Here is a 17,033-nt window from a genome sequence, read left to right as displayed (position 1 = left end):
TCGACATGTCGCAACTCCGCCCGCTCGGCCGATCCGGCCTCCTGGTTTCCCCGCTCGCCTTCGGCGGCAACGTGTTCGGCTGGACCGTCGACGAAACGGCCTCGTTCAAGCTGCTCGATGCGTGGCTGGACGCGGGCTTCAACTTCATCGACACCGCGGACGTGTACTCGGCATGGGTGCCGGGCCACACGGGTGGCGAGTCCGAGACCATCATCGGCAAGTGGCTCAAGCAGAGCGGCAAGCGCAACCGCGTGGTGCTGGCCACCAAGGTCGGCAAGCCGATGGGCGAAGGCAAGGTGGGGCTCGCGCCCAAGTACATCCGCGAGGCCGTCGAAGCCTCGCTCAAGCGCCTGCAGACCGACTACATCGACCTCTACCAGTCGCACGACGACGACGCCGGCACGCCGCTCGAAGAGTCGCTCGGCGCCTTCGACAAGCTGATCAAGGAAGGCAAGGTGCGCGCCATCGGCGCCTCGAACTACAGCGCGCCGCGGCTGGCGGAGGCGCTCGACGTGTCGGAGCGCCTGGGCATCGCCCGCTACGAGAGCCTGCAGCCGCTGTACAACCTGTACGACCGCGCAGTGTTCGAGGACGCGCTGGAGCCGCTGTGCGTCAAGCGCGAGGTGGGCGTGATCAACTTCTACGCGCTGGCCGCCGGCTTCCTCACGGGCAAGTACCGCACCGAAGCCGATGCCGCCAAGAGCCCGCGCGGCGCCAACGCCACGAAGAAGTACCTCAACGAGCGCGGCCTGCGCATCCTCGACGCGCTCGACAAGGTGGCCCAGCAGTACAACGCCAAGCCCGGCCAGGTCGCCATCGCGTGGCAGATCGCGCGCCCGGGCGTGACGGCGCCCATTGCCAGCGCCACTTCCATCGGCCAGCTCGATGAACTCGTGGTCGCGACGCAGCTGAAGCTCGACGCGGGCACCATCGAGATGCTCGACCGCGCCAGCGCCGAGACCGCAAAGCCCGCGGCCTGATGGACGCCTTCGACGCCATCGCGGCGCCCACGCTGGAGCACTTCGTCGACCTGCGCGTCGAAGTGGGCGTGCCGCAGGTGCTGGGCAACGGCCCGCGCGGCCTGCGCCGCGTGGTGCCGATCACGGGCGGCGAGGCCATCGGCCACGGCTGGCGGGCGCGCGTGCTCCCGGGCGGCAGCGACTTCCAGCTGATCGTGAGCGACACGCTCTCCGAACTCGACGCCCGCTACAGCCTCGAGACCGATGCCGGCGACCTGGTCTACGTGCAGAACAGCGCGCTGCGTTCTGCCTCGCCTGAAGCAATGGCCAGGCTGCTGCGCGGCGAGCCGGTCGATCCTTCGCAGGTGTACTTCCGCTGCCATCCGCGCTTCGAGACCGCCTCGCCTTCGCTGAAGTGGATCAACGAGCGCATGTTCACCGGTGCCGGAATGCGCCACCCGGCCGAGGTGGTGATGCGCTTCTATCTGCTGGCCTGACCTTCTCTCCTAGCCGTCGACCGGACTCAGCGGCGTAGAAAGAATGCGCTGGTAGAAGGCCACGTCGAGCCAGCGGCCGAACTTGAAGCCGGCCTGCCGCACCGTCCCCGAATGCTCGAAGCCCAGACGCTCGTGCAGCGCGATGCTGCCGGCGTTGGCGGCATCGATGGCGCCGACCATCACGTGCACGTCGCGCGCCACCGCCTCGGCAATGATCGCCTCCATCAGCGTGCGGCCCAGGCCCGCGCCGCGATGCGCGCTGTCGACGTAGACCGAGTGCTCCACCGTGTACTTGTAGGCGGGAAAGGCGCGGAAGGCGCCGTAGCTCGCGAACCCCAGCAGCTTGCCGCTGTCGTCCACGGCACCGATCACCGGGAAGCCGTTGGCGCGCTTGGCGGCGAACCACGCAACCATGTTCTCGGGCGTGCGCGGCTTGTAGTCGTACAGCGCGGTGGAGGTGACGATGGCCTCGTTGAGGATGGCCAGGATCGCGCCGGAGTGCGCTTCTTCGGTGCAGGGGATGAGACGCATGGTGCTGTTCCTCGTTGGAATTTTGTTCAATATAGGAGAATAATAATCTCATATGAGAAACGATTCACCTCCCGTCGAAGTATCCGGCCAGAACATCGACCTGCTCATCGCCTCCCGGCTGCTGGCGCTGCGGCAGGCGCAGGCACTGAGCCTCGCGGAGCTGGCCGAGCGCTCGGGCGTGAGCAAGGCCATGATTTCCAAGGTGGAGCGCGCCCAGAGCAGCCCTACGGCCGTACTGCTGGGACGGTTGGCCGCCGGCCTCGGCGTGCCGCTGGCGCAGCTCCTGACCGAGGAGAAGGCGCAGCCCCAGCGGCTGCGCACGCGCGCCCAGCAGGAGGTCTGGCGCGATCCGAAGGCCGGCTACCTGCGGCGGCAGGTCGCCGAGCGCCATGCGGGCGGCAGCGGCGTCGAGCTGGTCGAGGTCGAACTGCCGCGCTCGGCGCAGGTCGATTACCCCCGCTGGAGCGGCAAGCCCTATCGGCAGTGCTTGTGGATGCTCGAAGGCTCTCTGCAGGTGGACTACGGCGAGGAGCGCTTCGAACTCGCGCCGGGCGACTGCCTCGACTTCGGCGTGGACCGGCCGCTGGTCTTCAAGGCGCTGGGGCGCAGCGCGTGTCGCTATCTGCTGGTGGCGAGCCCGGAGTAGCCTGGGCGCCTCGCGCGCAAGTTCACACAGGCTTCACGCCGCGCGCACGCTGGCTGGCTAACTTCGCGTCCGCACCGCAGGCCGCGGTGCGCATCGCATCCAGTCGGCAGCCTCATGCACTCCTCTTCCAGCCTCTTTTCTCCTCTCACCCCTTCGTCCTGCGCGACACCCCAGCCGGCCCCGGCGCCCGTGCCGGGCCACGGTCCCGGCAACCTCAAGGTCGATCTTCTCGTCGTCGGCGCCAGCTTCGCGGGCCTTGCCTGCGCCCGGGCCGCAGCCCTCGCGGGCCTCAGCGTGATGGTGCTGGAGAAGAAGACCGCCGCCGGCGCCAAGCTGCACACCACCGGCATCATCGTCAAGGACGCGGTAGACAGCGTGCCCTGGCTGGCCGAAGTGCCACCCGCGCTGGTGCGCCGCATCGAAGGCGTGAGGCTCTATGCCCCCGACATGCGCCATGTCGACCTTCATGCGCCCGGCTACTGGTTCTGGGCCACCGACGCACCTGCTCTGCTCGACTGGATGGTGGACTCTGCCCGTGCCTGCGGCGTGGACGTTCGGCTGGGCACGCTGTTCGAGCAGGCGCTCTGGCTCGACGGCCGGTGGGAGGTGCCCCTTGCGCAAGGGCCCTGCATCACCGCCACCTACCTCGTGGGCGCCGACGGCCCGCACTCGCGTGTTGCCAAGGCCCTCGGCCTTTCGCGCAACACGCGCTTTCTCTACGGCGTCGAGCACGAGTACCAGGGCGCGCGGATGGCGCCCGACCTGCTGCATTGCTTCATTGACCGCAAGCTGGCACCTGGCTACATCGGCTGGGCGCTGCAAGGCGTCGGCGTGAGCCAGATCGGGCTGGCCCGCCGCATGGTGCACAACGACGCCGGAGCGCTCAGGCTCGACCCGCTGCTGCGCAAGATAGCCCCCGTGGTCACGCCCGGCGACGCTCCACCGGTCGCGATACGCGCGGGAATGATCCCCTGCGGCGGCGTGCTTCCGGTGGTGGCGCGCGAACGGGCGCTGCTGGTGGGCGATGCGGCCGGCATGGTGTCGCCGGTGACAGCTGGCGGCATCCACACAGCCCTGCTGCACGGGCAGCGTGCGGGCGAAGCCGTGGCGCGCTTCGTGCGCGGCGAAGTTGGCGATCCGGCCACGTGGTTCGTGCGCGGCTACCCGGGCTTCAGGCTCAAGCGCGTGCTGCGCTGGGCCTTCGACCATTTCCAGAACGACTGGATGTTCAACCGCCTGCTCGGCACGCCGCCGATGCGGCGAATGGCGGAACTCGTCTACTTCCACCGCAAGGGCGGATCGCTGCCCCGCGACTAGGAGGCCAGGACCAGCGCCCGGTCAGGCGCCGCGCTGCCGCATCGCCTCGTAGAGGCACACGCCGCTGGCCACCGAGACGTTCAGGCTCTCGACTGCGCCCGCCATCGGAATGCTCACCAGCTCGTCGCAGGTCTTGCGGGTGAGTTGCCGCATGCCCTCGCCCTCGGCGCCCAGCACCAGCGCGAGCGGGCGCTTGAAGTCGCTCTGGTAGATGGTGCCCGGCGCGTCGTCGCTGGTGCCCACGCACCAGATGTTGCGCTCCTTGAGTTCGTTGAGTGTGCGCGCAAGGTTGGTGACCATGAAGTACGGCACCGTCTCGGCCGCACCGCTCGCCACCTTGGCCACGGTGGCGTTGATGCCGGCCGCGTGATCCTTGGGGGCGATGACCGCGTGCGCGCCAGCACCGTCGGCCACGCGCAAGCAGGCGCCGAGGTTGTGCGGGTCGGTCACGCCGTCGAGCACCAGCAGCAGGGGCACGGTGCCGGCCTCTTCGAGGCCTTCGAGCAGTTCGTCGAGCGAGCGGACCTGGGAGACTGGCTCGACCCGCGCCACCACGCCCTGGTGGCCATGGCTGCCGCTGAGCTTGGACAGCCGAGCACCGTCGGCCTCGATGAGACGCACGCCGGTTTCCTGCGCGCGGGCAAGGAACTGTTTCATGCGCGCGTCGCGCCGGCTGGCGTCGAACAGCACTTCGAGCACCGATTTGGGCGCGGTCTTGAGGCGCACGCCCACGGCATGGAAGCCGAAGATCACTTTGGGGGAAGACATCCTCCGATTATCCCCGCCCCCTCGAAGCCGGCACGGGCCGCGTGCTCAGGCCAGCGGCAGGCCGCTGAGTGCGCGGGTGCGCTCGTCGTGCAGTTCCTGCACCGCCAGTGCGCTCGGATGCACCGTCGCAGCATTGCCCACGCTCTCCAGGTACTGGCAGGCAGCGTGGCTTTCGGCGGCCTTTTCGTAGCGCGCGACCCATGCGTCGCGCGCGGGCAGCCTGTCGGGGGACACCGGCCACACGCCGGGCTGGGGCCGCATGTGGTCGCCGATGCCGACGCGCCAGGGCTTGGCGCTCACCCGGGCGCGAAAGCAGTTCTGGTTACGGCACATGCGCGCGTAGACCTTGTCGACGCCCAGCGCATGGAAGCAATCGGCCACCGCGGTGTCGGCCGGGTCGAAGACATCGTGCATCGCCAGCAAGCGGAAGCCTGCGGGAGTGCGGTAGATGCGCAGATGCCAGTCGGGATGCTGCTGCATGAAGCGCGCGATGCGCTCCGCCGCCCGCTTCTCGGGTGCGGGGTTGCCGCTGTGCTCGCCGCGCTTCTTGCGCTGGCCGATGACCCAGGCCACGACGAAGACCACGATGCCCGCGATGAGCCCGCCCAGCCAGGTCCTGGCGGCCCAGCCGCCGACCACCCCGGCGATCAGCGCTGGCACCAGCGCGAAGCCGAAGACGCTGCCGCGCAGGGGCTCCTCGAAGTCGATGTCGACGAACATCACGTCGGGCGTGTTGAGGCAGCGTGCGCCGTAGGTGTTGCGCGTGATGACGGTGTCGCCCTGGCGCTCGACGATTTCCTCGCGGATCGGCACGCCGTCAGCGCCGTTGTAGGGCATCTTGCGCTCGCGGAGCTCGAGCTTCTCGCCCTTGTGCACGATGCGGTCGAACGCGTCGCGGGCGCGCTGGTCGGCGTGCGCCTGCGCGGCCAGCGGGCTGTCGTCGGACCAGCCGTAGCGGCGCACGGTGACCTGCTTGCCATCCACGCGCTCCTGGACGCGGCCTTCGGCCCAGAACTGGGGAACGATCATCAGCTCAGGCCTTTCCGCCGAACAGCAGCCAGACCATGATCGCCGCCAGCAGGATGATCAAGGTCGGCAGCCATTTGTAACCGGCACCCTGCACACGGCCGGGCTCGACCATCGGACGGCGAGGCATGTGCCGGGCCAGCGGGCCGAAACCGCCCAGGGCGGGGTCGTCATGGTTGTCGACCAGCCGCTTGGCGGCCGACAGGCTCAGGCCGGTGGCTTCGCGCGTGAGGCGGATGGCCTCGATCCTGTTGCCCTGCGCCAGGGCCGCGAGCGCGATGGAGGGCATCGATGCAAAGCCGCGGTCCTGCATGGCCGCGGCGGGCGCGCCTCGCCCGTGGTCGTTGTCGTCCTCCCCGCTTGCGAGCCGATCGGCATAGCGGTCGACGGCTTCCTTGGCCGACTTGAGGTCGAGGCCCGTGCGGTTGCGCACGATCTTGATGGCCTCGATCATCCTGCCTCGCTGCAGCGCCAGAACGGCGTCGGGCGGAAGCTCCTCCATGAACATCTCCTCGAAAGTGGCGGGCGCTTTATTTATATTTCATAGCTTATTGCGCTTGTCAGGCGGGCGCCAGAGCCACTTTTTCATTAAGCGCGACGCGCCCGGCCTCGATGGTGATCCGACGTTCGCAACGGGCGGCGATGCCCCGGTCATGGGTGACGAGCACGAGCGTGGTGCCGAGCTCGCGATTGAGGTCGAACATCAGCTGCATGACCTGCTCGCCGGTGGCGAAGTCGAGGCTGCCGGTGGGCTCGTCGGCCAGCAGCAGCGCCGGCTGGACCACGAAGGCCCTGGCCAGCGCTACGCGCTGCTGTTCGCCGCCGGAGAGCACTTTCGGGTAATGGCCCAGCCGCTGGCCCAGGCCGACGCGGCCGAGCATTTCTGTGGCGGCCTTGCGCGCGTCCTTGCGGTTGGCCAACTCCAGCGGGAGCATCACGTTCTCGAGCGCGCTGAGGTTGCCGAGCAGCTGGAAACTCTGGAACACGAAGCCCACGCGCTGGGCCCGCACCGCGGCGCGCTCGTCTTCGTCGATGGAGAAGATGTCCTGCCCGGCAAGGCGCACGGTGCCGCGAGTGGGCGTATCCAGCCCCGCGATGATCGACAGCAGCGTGCTCTTGCCGGAGCCCGAGGCGCCGACGATGGCCGCGGTTTCCCGCGCGCCGAGGGTGAAATCGATGTCCTGCAGAATGTCCAGCGTGCCGGTCGAATCGGTGACGGACTTGAAGACATGCTCGACGGCGACAATGGCATCAGACGGGGGTTGGGACATGGAAAGGGCTTTGGTTTTGAATCGACGTGACTTTATCTTGACCACCGCCGCGCTCGGCAGCGCGGGGCTATGGGCGACCGCGGCGCAGGCCCAGGCCCAACAGACGGCAGGCAAGCCGGTGATCCTGGTGCTCGGCGATTCGCTGAGCGCAGAGTACGGCCTCAAGCGCGGCGAAGGCTGGGTACCCTTGCTCGAAAAAAGGCTTGCGCAGCAGAAGATCGCGGCCACCGTGGTCAACGCCAGCATCAGCGGCGACACCAGCTCGGGCGGGCGCGCCCGCTTCGCGCCGCTGCTCGCGCAGCACAAGCCCAGCCATGTGGTGCTCGAACTGGGCGCCAACGACGCCCTGCGCGGCCTGCCGCTGTCGGATACGGAAAGCAACCTGATGCAGATCACCAGGGCCGCCCAGGCCGCGGGCGCGAAGGTGCTCATCGTCGGCATCCAGGTGCCACCCAACTACGGCGGCGACTACACGCGGCGCTTCGAGGCGGTGTTCTCCAAGGTAGCGGGCGCGACCAGGTCTGCCCTCGTGCCCTTCCTGCTCAAGGGAGTGGCCGATGCGCCCGACGCGCTCTCGCTGTTTCAGGCCGACCGCATCCACCCGACGGCCGCCGCGCAGCCGCAACTGCTCGACAACGTCTGGGCCGAACTGCGCAAGCTCCTGCCGAAACAATGAAAAAAGCCGCCGCAGGCGCAGGCCTGCAGCGGCTTTCTGATTGGTACGCCAGGAGCGGATCAACCGTTCTTGGTAGGCAACTCGGGAACCGTGGGTGGATCGTGCTCGAGCGAGGCCACGTCGGTTTCCGGGTCTCCGGGAGCCAGGCCGTCGCTGCTCTGATTGAGTTTGCGGTTCGCCTTTTCCCGGAGCTTGTCTTCCTTCTTTTTCTTCTTGGCCAGCTCTTTCTGGCGCTTCTCGTAGCCGTAATTGGGTGTTGCCACTGCTTCTCCTTGGGCGAGGCAGTCAGGGTGACTGCGCGTGGCCTACTGTAAGCGATAACGGTGCAGTCTCAAGACGGTACCCAACCACGGGGTACCCACGGGGCAGGAAGCGGTTTCCTACATCCGCGCCAATGCCTGCTGCAGGTCCGCGCGCAGGTCCTCGACGTCTTCGAGACCGATGGAAAAACGCACGAGCGTGCCCTTGTACGGCCAGCGCGCCACGCTGGCATCGCGCATCAGGCCGATGTCGTAGGGCACCACCAGGCTGATCGGCCCGCCCCACGAGTAGCCGAGGCGGAACAACTGCAGGCTGTCGCAGAAGCGGTCGACCTGTTCGGTGCTGTAGCGCTCGTCGAACACCACCGAGAAAAGACCCGCGGCCAGATTGGTGTCGCCGCAGAGGGCGCGCCAGTGGACATGGCCGGGCGAGTCTTCGAGCGCCGGATGCAGCACCTGCGCGATTTCCTCGCAGCCGTTGAGCCAGCCGGCCAGTTCGCGCGCGGAACGGTCGTGCGCGGCATAGCGCAGCGCAATGCTGGGCAGCGAGCGCAGCAAGGTCTCGACGTCGCCCACGCCGATGCCGAAGCCCATGCGCATGTGGGTGAGCTTGAGCGCGCGGTGAAGGCGCTCGTCGCGCGTGGTCACACTGCCCATGAGCACATCGCCGCCGCCGCTGGGGTACTTGGTGAGCGCATGCACGGAGATGTCGACGCCCTGCCCGCTGCCGTTGAAATCGAAGGGCGCGAAGGCCAGGCCCGCGCCCCAGGTGTTGTCGAGCGCGGTCATCACGCCGCGCGCACGGCAGACGTTGACGAGCGCGGGCAGGTCCGGGAACTCCATCGTCACCGAGCCTGCCGCCTCGACCCACACCAGCCGCGTGCGCTCCGACAGCTTGGCCGCGAGATCGGCCGGGTTCATCGCGTCGTAGAGGCGGTGGGTGATGCCGAAGTTCGCCAGTTCGCCGGTGGCGAGTGCCTTGTTCGGGCCGTAGGCGTTGTCGGGGATCAGCACTTCGTCGCCAGTCTTCAGGAAGGCGAACGAGACCAGCGAGATCGCCGCCAGCCCGCTGGGCACGAGCAGGCATTCGGTGCCGCCTTCGAGCGTGGCCAGGCGCTCCTCCAGCGTGAAGGTGGTGGGCGTGCCATGCAGGCCGTAGGTGTAGCCGGCCTTGGTGCGCCAGTCGCGCGCACGCATGGCGGCCACGTCGGCGAAGAACACGGTCGATGCCTTGAACACGCCGGGCTGCGGCGCGGCGAAGGTGGCGGGCGGAACGTAGGGGTGGTGGATCAGGGTCGTGGAAGGCTTGCTCATGTGCAGATGCTAGTGGATCGAATCAGGCGCCCGCCTGCGGCGGTTTCCCCCAGGGGGCAGAACTCTGATTTGCGCATGGCCCATGCCCTTGCCAGAATCCGGCAACCAAGCTGGAACCTGCGAATGACCCTGACCGGTGGCTGTCTCTGCGGCGCGTTGCGATTCGGGATCGACGGACCGATACGCATGCGCGGGCTTTGCCTGTGCCGGACCTGCCAGAAGGTCTCGGGCGGCGCCGGCAACATGTTCATCGGCCTGGAGGCCGGCGCCTTCCGCTACACCCGGGGCGAGCCGCGCAGATTCGCCCGGGCGGATACAAGCGATGCTCCAGCCCGCGAGTTCTGCGCCGAATGCGGCGTGCACGTCGCCTCGCGTTCGCCCAAGGCACCCGGCGGCTTGATCGTCAAGGTGGGAGCACTGGACGACCCGGCAGCTTTTGAAGGTCCGGACATGGTGTTCTGGGCCCAGGAGAAGCAGCCCTTCCACCTCTTGCCTGAAGACGTCACCATCTTCGAACGGCTGCCGGGCCAATAGATGGAGACCGCATGCAGCTGACACGCCTGCCCTCCCCTCGCCTGCGCCCCTTCGTGCGGCTGATGTGGGCCTCGGCGCCCACGGACAAGCCCATCGAGAGGCCGGGTGCGCGCGAGCATGTGCTGCCCACCGGCGGCATGCACCTGGTGTTCCGGCTCGGTGGACCGCCGTTGCGCCTCTTCCGCAACGATGCGGACGCCGAGGGCTTCACCGTGGGCCACATCATGGTGGGCGGGACCCGCAGCGCCTTCTTCGTGCGCGACGTGTCGGTCGAGACAGCCTCGGTCGGCGCGATGCTGCAACCGGGCGCAGCCAGGGCCCTGCTCGGCGCTCTCGAGGGCGCGCTGGCCGACTGCCACACGCCGCTCGACGCACTCTGGGGCGCAGACGCGGGCTTCGCGCTCGAACAGCTTCAGAACGCCGGTTCCCTGACGCGCCAGCTTGCGATCCTCGATGCCCTGCTGTGCGCTCGCATGGAAGCCCGCGCCATGCACGGCCTGCACCCCGCGGTGGCGCAGGCGCTGGCGAGCCTTTACAGCGCCGGCGACGGCAGACAGGCCGGTGCGATCGGCGAACTGGTGAAGCAGAGCGGCTACAGCCACCGGCGCTTCATCGAGCTGTTCCGCGACATGACCGGCATCGCACCCAAGCAGTACGCGCGCATGCTGCGTTTCGATCGCGTGCTGGGAGAGTTCGCGCTGGATGCCACCCGGCCCTGGGTCGAACTGGCGCTGGAAGCCGGTTACAGCGACCAGGCTCACTTCAATCGTGAATTCCTTGCGATCGCCGGCATGTCGCCGCAGGCGTACCGGCGCGCGGCTCCCGTGTCGTCACGGCACGTGCGGGTCTGACCGGGCAGCACGCCAGCAGGGTCAAATTTGTTCAAGACCCGAAGCGCCGCGAAAGCCAGAATCGCGCCCATCTCAACCCGAAGGGACATCAAGGCCATGGCCATCCACGAACTGTTTCCGTACCTCTGCGTCCACGACGCCAAGGCAGCCATCGAGTTCTATTGCAAGGTCTTCGAAGTGAAGGAGATCTTCCGCCTGACCGAACCGAGCGGGCGCATCGGCCACGCCGAGCTGGACTTTCACAACGGCGCGATCCTGATGATCTCGGAAGAATTCGCCGAGTTCGGCATCCTCAGCGCGAAGACGCTGGGCAACACGTCCGTCTCGCTGCACCTGCACGTGGACGATGCCGACGCGGTGGTGGCGCGCGCCGTCGCGGCGGGCGCCACGCTGGACATGGCACCGCAGGATCAGTTCTATGGGGAACGCTCCGGCGTCTTTCACGACCCCTTCGGCCATCGCTGGAACGTGGGGCACAGCATCGAAAAGCTGACGCCGGAGGAAATGCAGCGGCGCTACACCGCGATGTTCACCGACGCCGGGTAAGGCGGCGCCGGCGGGGTCAGTTCAGACCGACCACTTCTCGATCAGCTTCTCCGCGCCCATGGAGTCGTAGCCTTCGAAGGGCTGGTGAATCCACGGGTTCGTGGCCAGGAATTCCACCTGGTAGTCTGGCGTGAAGGTCGACAGCGCCTTGGTCCAGATCACCGCACTGCGCAGTTCGGTGATGGGCGGGTAGTTGTTGCGCAGCATGTCCATCACCGCATGCAGCGTGTGGCCGGAGTCGGCCAGATCGTCCACCAGCAGCACCTTGCCGGCGATCTCGCCCTTGGGCGTCGTGATGTAGCGGGCGATGTCGAGGTGGCCCTGCACCGTGCCTGCATCGGCGCGGTAGGAGCTGGTCGACATGATCGCCAGCGGCTTGTCGAAGATGCGCGAGAGCACGTCGCCGGGGCGCATGCCGCCGCGCGCCAGGCACAGGATGGTGTCGAACTGCCAGCCCGACTGGTGCACCTTGATCGCGAGCTTCTCGATCAGGTTGTGGTATTCGTCGTAGCTGACGTAGAGATGCTTGCCGTCTTCAGTCAACATAGCGTGGGTTTTCCTTCAATGTCTCTTCTTTGGGGGAACACCGCGGAACCGGCTTTGCCGGGCCGCTGGTGTTGCCCCCTGCAAGGGGGTTGGCGGCCACACGAAGTGGGCAAGCCTGGGGGTGGCCTGATCAATCGGCCAGGTAGGGGTGGCGCATCATGATCGTATGGTCACGGTCGGGGCTGGTCGAGACCATGTGGATCGGCACGCCGGTGACCTGCTCGATGCGCTGCAGATAGAGGCGCGCGTTGATCGGCAACTTGTCGTACTGCGTGACGCCCACGGTGCTTTCGCTCCAGCCTTCGAGGGTTTCGTAGATCGGCGTGCAGCGCTCGATCTCGTCCGCGCCCATCGGCAGGATGTCGGTGGTCTCGCCATCGAGTTCGTAGCCGGTGCACAGCTCGAGCTTCTCGAGGCCGTCCAGCACGTCGAGCTTGGTGATGCACAGGCCCGACAGGCCGTTGACCTGCGCCGAACGCTTGAGCAACGCGGCATCGAACCAGCCGCAACGGCGGCTGCGGCCGGTGGTCACGCCCTTTTCAGCGCCCACGGTGCTCATGTGGTAGCCGGGGGTGCCGGGCGTGGCCCAGTCGAGTTCGGTGGGGAACGGACCGCCGCCCACACGCGTGCAGTAAGCCTTGGTGATGCCCAGGATGTAGTGCAGCATGCCCGGGCCCACGCCCGAGCCCGCGGCGGCATTGCCGGCCACGCAGTTGCTGGAGGTGACGTACGGATAGGTGCCGTGGTCGACGTCGAGCAGCGTGCCCTGCGCGCCTTCGAACAGCAGATTCGCGCCGTTCTTGTTCGCGTCGTTCAGCTCGCGCGAGACGTCGGCCATCATGGGCTTGAGCAGCTCGGCGTGCTTCATGGCTTCGTTGAAGACTTCGTCGAAGTCGATGGCCGGAGCGCCCAGCACCTGGGTCAGCACGTGGTTGTGCAGTTCGAGCAGCACGCGCAGCTTGGCCGCGAAGCGCTCGGGGTGCTTCAGGTCCTGCACGCGCAGCGCGCGGCGGGCGATCTTGTCTTCATAAGCCGGGCCGATGCCGCGGCCAGTGGTGCCGATCTTCTCGATGCCGCCCTTCTCGCGGTAGGCCTCGCGCGCAATGTCCAGCGCGGCGTGGAAGGGCAAAATCAGCGGGCAGGCCTCGCTGATGCGCAGGCGCGAACGCACCTCGACGCCGGCCTTCTCCAGCCCTTCGATTTCCTCGAACAGCTTGGCGGCCGACAGCACCACGCCGTTGCCGATGTAGCACTTGACGCCAGGCCGCATGATGCCGCTCGGGATCAGGTGCAACGCGGTTTTCACACCGTTGATGACCAGCGTGTGGCCCGCGTTGTGGCCGCCCTGGAAGCGGACCACGCCCTGGGCGCTCTCCGTCAGCCAGTCGACCAGCTTGCCTTTGCCTTCGTCGCCCCACTGGGTGCCGACGACGACCACGTTTCTTCCGGTGGTTACGCTCATGCTCGTTCCATTACTTGAAAAATCAGATCGCACGGACACTCCACTGGCCGGCCAGCTCGACGAGCTCGCGGTCGCAGTGGAATTCATCGATTTCGCTGCCATGGCCCGGCAGCACGCAGACTACCGTTTCACCGGACTTGCGCAATTGGGCAATGGCCTGACGCAGGCCGGCGGCGTCGCTCCAGGGCGCGCGGATAGCAGCGCGCAGCGGGCGGGCCGGCAGCACGCCGACCAGTTCGCGCACGTCGAGACTGAAGCCGACGGCCGGACGGTTGCGGCCGAACACCGCCCCCACCTCGTCGTAGCGGCCGCCGCGCACCAGCGAATCGGCCGCGCCGGGCACGTAGATGCCGAAGCGCATGCCGCTGTAGTACGCATAGCCGCGCAGGTCGGCCAGGTCGAAGCTGATCTGGCGGCCGGCCACGCCTTGCAGGCCGGCGGCGAGCAGCTTCAGGTCAGCCAGCGCGGCGCCCACGGCGGGCGTGCCCTTCAGGGCCTTGGCAGCCTCGTCGAGCACCGCCTCGTCGCCGTACAACTGGACCAGCGCGCGCAGTCCGTCGCGCGAGGCGACGGGGAAATTCTTCGTGAGCGATTCGAGCTCGCTCGCATCCTTGGCGGCCAGCGCTGCATGCACCTGGGCCAGGGTTGCGCCGTCGACCGGCACGCCGGCGAACAGGGCACGCACGATGCGGGCATCGGCCAGGTCGACGATCACGCCATCGCGCAGGCCGGCGGCGTCGAGGCAGTCGAGCGCCAGCAGCAGGGTTTCGGTGTCGGCTTCGAGCCCTGCGTGGCCGTAGATCTCGGCGCCGAACTGCAGGGGCTCGCGGGTGGCGTGCGGACGGTCCGGGCGGGTGTGGAGCACCGGGCCGCAGTAGCACAGGCGAGCCACGCCGTCGCGGTTCAGCAGGTGGGCATCGATGCGCGCCACCTGGGGAGTGGTGTCGGCGCGAAGGCCCATGCTGCGACCGGAGAGCTGGTCGACGAGCTTGAAGGTTTGGAGATCCAGCGCCTCGCCGGTGCCCGAGAGCAGCGATTCGAGGTGCTCGAGCAGCGGCGGCATCACCAGCTCGTAGCCGTAGCCACGGGCGGTATCGAGCAGCTGGCGTCGAAGTTCTTCGATGTGGCGCGCCTCGGAGGGCAGCACATCGGCAATGTGATCCGGGAGGACCCAGGCGGACATGGGGATCGGGGGCGTGGTTAAACCGGGATTCTACCGGGACCGAGCCCGGGGTCCCGCGCGGGTGTCAATTGGCGGGCGAGCCTAGCCCAGGAGCCAGAGCAGAAACACCCCGAGCAGGATGCTGCAGAGCCCGAAAAAGCGCAGTTGGCCGTCGCGCAGCTGCATGAGTTGCCCGAAGCCCCGCCGCCACCCACCCGGCGACACGAAAGGCAGGATGCCCTCGATCACTAGGACGAGCGCCAGTGCGCTCCAGAAAGTGTCGGCGCTCACGGCTCCTGAAGGCTGCTTCTGCTGCGGCTGTGGCCGGAAATCAACGACGGGGTGCGTTGGTGGTCGAGCCCGAACCCTGCATGGCGCGGAAGAAGTCCGACGACGGGTCGAGCACCAGCACGTCGCTCTTCTTGTTGAAGCTCTGCTTGTAAGCCTCGAGGCTGCGATAGAACTGCGCGAACTGCGGGTCGCGGCCGAAGGCCTCGCTGTAGGTTGCCGCGGCCTGGGCATCGCCCTCGCCCTTGATCTTCTGGGCGTCGCGGTAGGCGTTCGCCACGATCACTTCGCGCTGGCGGTCGGCGTCGGCGCGGATCTTCTCGCCTTCGGCCGTACCGGTCGAACGCAGCTCGTTGGCCACGCGCTTGCGCTCCGCCTCCATGCGGCGATAGACCGACTCGGTGATGGCCTCCACATAGTCGACACGGGTGATGCGCACGTCGACCACATCCACGCCCCAGGGCTTGGCGCCCTTGACCACCGAAAGCACCTCGCGCTGCACGTCGGCCATCAGGGCCTCGCGGCGCACCGAGATCAGGTCGCGCACCGTACGCTTGTTGATGTTTTCCTGGAACGCATTGCGCACCACGCGGTTCAGCTGCAGGGCGCCGGCGTTCTCGTCGAGGCCGACGTTGCGGATGTAGGCCTGCGGGTCGCTGATGCGCCAGCGCACGTACCAGTCGATCACCACACGCTGCTTCTCGGCGGTGAGCATCGGCTCGGTATCCACGCTAGACAGCGTCAGCAGGCGCTTGTCGATGTACGACACGTTCTGGAACGGCGGCGGCAGCTTGAAGTTCAGGCCGGGCTCGGTAATGACCTGCTTGATCTGGCCGAGTGCGTAGACCACGCCGAACTGGCGCTGATCGACCACGAAGAGGGTCGAGCTTGCCAGCACGAGCAGCACGAGGATCGAGGTGGCGATGAATCCGATTCTGTTCATGTTCTTCTGGGCCTTTCTCAACGCACGTCGCGGTCACGCGAGCGGCCATCGCGGCCGCGTACGTCGGTCGTGGCGGGGGCCACCGGGATCACCGAGGACTGTGTCGGCGCGGTGCCGGCGACGCTGGGGCTGGCCGCATCGACCGGCGTGGCCGACGCGTTGCCGCTGCCGCTGAGCTGCATCAGCTTGTCGAGCGGCAGGTACAGCAGGTTCGAGCCCTGCTTGCTGTCGACCAGCACCTTGGTCGTGCTGGCGTAGATCTGCTGCATGGCGTCGGTGTACATGCGGTCACGCGTCACCTGCGGGGCCTTCTGGTACTCGGCCAGCACCGCGCTGAAGCGGCCCGCATCACCCTGGGCCTGCGCCACGATCCGCGCCTTGTAGGCCTCGGACTCTTCCTTCAGGCGCGAGGCCGTACCGGTGGCAAGCGGCACCACGTTGTTGGCATAGGCCTGGGCATCGTTCTTGGTGCGCTCGCGTTCCTGTCCTGCCTTGAGCACGTCGTCGAACGCGGCCTGTACCTGCTCGGGTGGGCGCACGCCACCCTGCTGCAGGTTGATGCCGACGACTTCGACGCCGATCTTGTAGCGGTCGAGGATGGTCTGCATCAATGCACGAACGCGTGGTGCGATCTGATCGCGCTCTTCAGCGAGGGCGGCGTCCATCTTCATCTTGCCCACTACCTCGCGCACCGAGGTCTCGGCCACCTGCACGACGGTGTCGGCGGGCGCCTTGCTCTCGTAGAGCCAGGCGCGTGGGTCGCTCAGACGGTACTGCACGGCGAACTTGATCTCGACGATGTTCTCGTCTTCAGTCAGCATGGCCGACTCGCGCAGGCCGGTGGAACGCACGATGGCGTCGCGGCCCACGTCGGCGGAGCGGATCTGGGTGGTCACCACCACTTCATGGCGCTGGATGGGGTACGGCAGACGCCAGTTGAAACCAGCACCCACGGTGCTCTTGTAGCTGCCGAACTGGGTGATGACAGCCTGCTGGCCTTCGTTCACGATGAAGAAGCCGGTGCCGAGCCAGATCAGGACGGCCACCGCGGCCACGAGGCCGATGCCGAAGCCCGCGTTCTTCATGTCGGGCTTGTAGCCGTTGCCGCCACCGCCGCTGCTGCCGCCGTTGGGACGGTTGCCGCCGCCCTTGCCGCCGAAGAAACCGCCGAGCTTGCGATTGAGGTCGCGCCAGAGTTCGTCAAGGTCGGGCGGTCCCTGGTTGGGACCTTGTCCGCGAGGGCGGTTGTCGTTGTTGTTGCCCGAAGGCGGAGGCGTCGGGGCGCCGGGGGGATTGGCATCAGGGGGGCGGTTGCCGGCCGGGCGGTCGCCGTTGGAGGACGGCTCGTCGCCGCGACCCCATCGGCCGTCGTTCAGGTTGAACATGCCCAGAAACCCTCTCCGCGCTGGCTTTGAATTCATTCGCTTCGTTCTCTT

22 protein-coding genes and 1 tRNA gene are annotated in these 17,033 nt (G+C 67.6%); 10 read left to right on the top strand and 13 right to left on the bottom strand.

Annotated features, from left to right (window positions below; genetic code table 11):
* The first annotated feature begins 5 nt into the window (after positions 1 to 5).
* Positions 6 to 980: an aldo/keto reductase gene (locus EJO71_RS18250; protein ID WP_125949676.1), complete on the top strand. Its 975-nt coding sequence runs from the start codon at positions 6 to 8 to the stop codon at positions 978 to 980.
* Positions 980 to 1,456, top strand: a complete 477-nt coding sequence (locus EJO71_RS18245; protein WP_125949677.1) for a DUF3237 domain-containing protein — start codon at positions 980 to 982, stop codon at positions 1,454 to 1,456. Before EJO71_RS18250 ends, EJO71_RS18245 begins: the two co-directional genes overlap by 1 nt.
* A gap of 9 nt (positions 1,457 to 1,465) precedes the next feature.
* On the opposite strand, the gene EJO71_RS18240 is transcribed toward EJO71_RS18245, so the two are convergent.
* Positions 1,466 to 1,987 carry a GNAT family N-acetyltransferase gene (locus tag EJO71_RS18240; RefSeq protein ID WP_125949678.1) on the bottom strand — a complete coding sequence of 174 codons (522 nt, stop codon included), beginning with the start codon at positions 1,985 to 1,987 and terminating at the stop codon, positions 1,466 to 1,468.
* A 52-nt stretch (positions 1,988 to 2,039) separates the two neighbouring features.
* Between EJO71_RS18240 and EJO71_RS18235 the strand changes: the two genes are divergently transcribed.
* A complete protein-coding gene (locus tag EJO71_RS18235) occupies positions 2,040 to 2,633 on the top strand; it encodes an XRE family transcriptional regulator (RefSeq protein WP_125949679.1) in 594 nt (197 codons plus the stop codon).
* Positions 2,634 to 2,747: 114 nt separating this feature from the next.
* Positions 2,748 to 3,950: an NAD(P)/FAD-dependent oxidoreductase gene (locus EJO71_RS18230; RefSeq protein WP_125949680.1), complete on the top strand. Its 1,203-nt coding sequence runs from the start codon at positions 2,748 to 2,750 to the stop codon at positions 3,948 to 3,950.
* A 21-nt stretch (positions 3,951 to 3,971) separates the two neighbouring features.
* On the opposite strand, the gene rlmB is transcribed toward EJO71_RS18230, so the two are convergent.
* The 4 genes from rlmB to EJO71_RS18210 are packed head-to-tail and all read right to left on the bottom strand — an operon-like array spanning position 3,972 to position 7,015.
* On the bottom strand, positions 3,972 to 4,718 hold the full coding sequence (gene rlmB, locus EJO71_RS18225) for a 23S rRNA (guanosine(2251)-2'-O)-methyltransferase RlmB (RefSeq protein WP_125949681.1): 747 nt from the start codon (positions 4,716 to 4,718) through the stop codon (positions 3,972 to 3,974).
* A 45-nt stretch (positions 4,719 to 4,763) separates the two neighbouring features.
* A complete protein-coding gene (locus EJO71_RS18220) occupies positions 4,764 to 5,747 on the bottom strand; it encodes a hypothetical protein (protein WP_125949682.1) in 984 nt (327 codons plus the stop codon).
* Between the two features lie 4 nt (positions 5,748 to 5,751).
* Positions 5,752 to 6,246, bottom strand: coding sequence for a hypothetical protein (locus EJO71_RS18215; RefSeq protein ID WP_240651414.1), 495 nt, complete (start codon positions 6,244 to 6,246; stop codon positions 5,752 to 5,754).
* Positions 6,247 to 6,304: 58 nt separating this feature from the next.
* A complete protein-coding gene (locus EJO71_RS18210; protein ID WP_125949684.1) occupies positions 6,305 to 7,015 on the bottom strand; it encodes an ABC transporter ATP-binding protein in 711 nt (236 codons plus the stop codon).
* 37 nt (positions 7,016 to 7,052) lie between these two features.
* Between EJO71_RS18210 and EJO71_RS18205 the strand changes: the two genes are divergently transcribed.
* Positions 7,053 to 7,691, top strand: coding sequence for an arylesterase (locus EJO71_RS18205; RefSeq protein WP_171022540.1), 639 nt, complete (start codon positions 7,053 to 7,055; stop codon positions 7,689 to 7,691).
* A gap of 59 nt (positions 7,692 to 7,750) precedes the next feature.
* Here EJO71_RS18205 and EJO71_RS18200 read toward each other — a convergent pair whose 3' ends face one another.
* Positions 7,751 to 7,954 carry a hypothetical protein gene (locus tag EJO71_RS18200; protein ID WP_125949685.1) on the bottom strand — a complete coding sequence of 68 codons (204 nt, stop codon included), beginning with the start codon at positions 7,952 to 7,954 and terminating at the stop codon, positions 7,751 to 7,753.
* 117 nt (positions 7,955 to 8,071) lie between these two features.
* Positions 8,072 to 9,265: a PLP-dependent transferase gene (locus EJO71_RS18195; RefSeq protein ID WP_125949686.1), complete on the bottom strand. Its 1,194-nt coding sequence runs from the start codon at positions 9,263 to 9,265 to the stop codon at positions 8,072 to 8,074.
* A gap of 123 nt (positions 9,266 to 9,388) precedes the next feature.
* On the opposite strand from EJO71_RS18195, the gene EJO71_RS18190 reads away from it, so the two are divergent.
* The 3 genes from EJO71_RS18190 to EJO71_RS18180 all read left to right on the top strand — a co-directional run bounded on the left by EJO71_RS18190 (position 9,389) and on the right by EJO71_RS18180 (position 11,196).
* Positions 9,389 to 9,799 (top strand): GFA family protein, encoded by a 411-nt coding sequence (locus EJO71_RS18190; RefSeq protein WP_125949687.1) that lies wholly within the window; start codon positions 9,389 to 9,391, stop codon positions 9,797 to 9,799.
* Between the two features lie 11 nt (positions 9,800 to 9,810).
* Positions 9,811 to 10,650, top strand: a complete 840-nt coding sequence (locus tag EJO71_RS18185) for a helix-turn-helix domain-containing protein (RefSeq protein WP_125949688.1) — start codon at positions 9,811 to 9,813, stop codon at positions 10,648 to 10,650.
* 96 nt (positions 10,651 to 10,746) lie between these two features.
* Entirely contained in the window at positions 10,747 to 11,196 is a 450-nt protein-coding gene (locus EJO71_RS18180; protein WP_093201536.1) for a VOC family protein, read from the top strand.
* A 21-nt stretch (positions 11,197 to 11,217) separates the two neighbouring features.
* On the opposite strand, the gene EJO71_RS18175 is transcribed toward EJO71_RS18180, so the two are convergent.
* The 6 genes from EJO71_RS18175 to EJO71_RS34380 all read right to left on the bottom strand — a co-directional run bounded on the left by EJO71_RS18175 (position 11,218) and on the right by EJO71_RS34380 (position 15,779).
* On the bottom strand, positions 11,218 to 11,742 hold the full coding sequence (locus tag EJO71_RS18175) for a phosphoribosyltransferase (protein WP_125949689.1): 525 nt from the start codon (positions 11,740 to 11,742) through the stop codon (positions 11,218 to 11,220).
* 130 nt (positions 11,743 to 11,872) lie between these two features.
* Positions 11,873 to 13,204, bottom strand: coding sequence for an adenylosuccinate synthase (locus EJO71_RS18170; RefSeq protein WP_125949690.1), 1,332 nt, complete (start codon positions 13,202 to 13,204; stop codon positions 11,873 to 11,875).
* Positions 13,205 to 13,226: 22 nt separating this feature from the next.
* Entirely contained in the window at positions 13,227 to 14,387 is a 1,161-nt protein-coding gene (locus EJO71_RS18165) for an ATP phosphoribosyltransferase regulatory subunit (protein WP_125949691.1), read from the bottom strand.
* Positions 14,388 to 14,468: 81 nt separating this feature from the next.
* The gene (locus EJO71_RS18160; protein ID WP_125949692.1) at positions 14,469 to 14,657 is read right to left on the bottom strand and encodes a DUF2065 domain-containing protein; all 189 of its coding nucleotides are present in this window, start codon (positions 14,655 to 14,657) and stop codon (positions 14,469 to 14,471) included.
* 40 nt (positions 14,658 to 14,697) lie between these two features.
* The gene (gene hflC / locus EJO71_RS18155; protein ID WP_125949693.1) at positions 14,698 to 15,597 is read right to left on the bottom strand and encodes a protease modulator HflC; all 900 of its coding nucleotides are present in this window, start codon (positions 15,595 to 15,597) and stop codon (positions 14,698 to 14,700) included.
* A gap of 17 nt (positions 15,598 to 15,614) precedes the next feature.
* Positions 15,615 to 15,779: a hypothetical protein gene (locus EJO71_RS34380; protein ID WP_164546839.1), complete on the bottom strand. Its 165-nt coding sequence runs from the start codon at positions 15,777 to 15,779 to the stop codon at positions 15,615 to 15,617.
* On the opposite strand from EJO71_RS34380, the gene EJO71_RS34375 reads away from it, so the two are divergent.
* Together EJO71_RS34375 and EJO71_RS34765 are read left to right on the top strand one after the other, a co-directional pair.
* A tRNA-Asp gene (locus EJO71_RS34375) sits at positions 15,750 to 15,832 on the top strand. The two genes, EJO71_RS34380 and EJO71_RS34375, sit on opposite strands and share 30 nt — an antisense overlap.
* 670 nt (positions 15,833 to 16,502) lie before the next feature.
* Entirely contained in the window at positions 16,503 to 17,012 is a 510-nt protein-coding gene (locus EJO71_RS34765) for a hypothetical protein (protein ID WP_240651415.1), read from the top strand.
* Positions 17,013 to 17,033 lie beyond the last annotated feature (21 nt).

Origin of the sequence: Variovorax sp. 679 (genome assembly GCF_003952185.1) — a bacterium.
Lineage (GTDB): Bacteria > Pseudomonadota > Gammaproteobacteria > Burkholderiales > Burkholderiaceae_C > Variovorax.
This window is presented reverse-complemented; position numbering and strand designations above follow the sequence as displayed.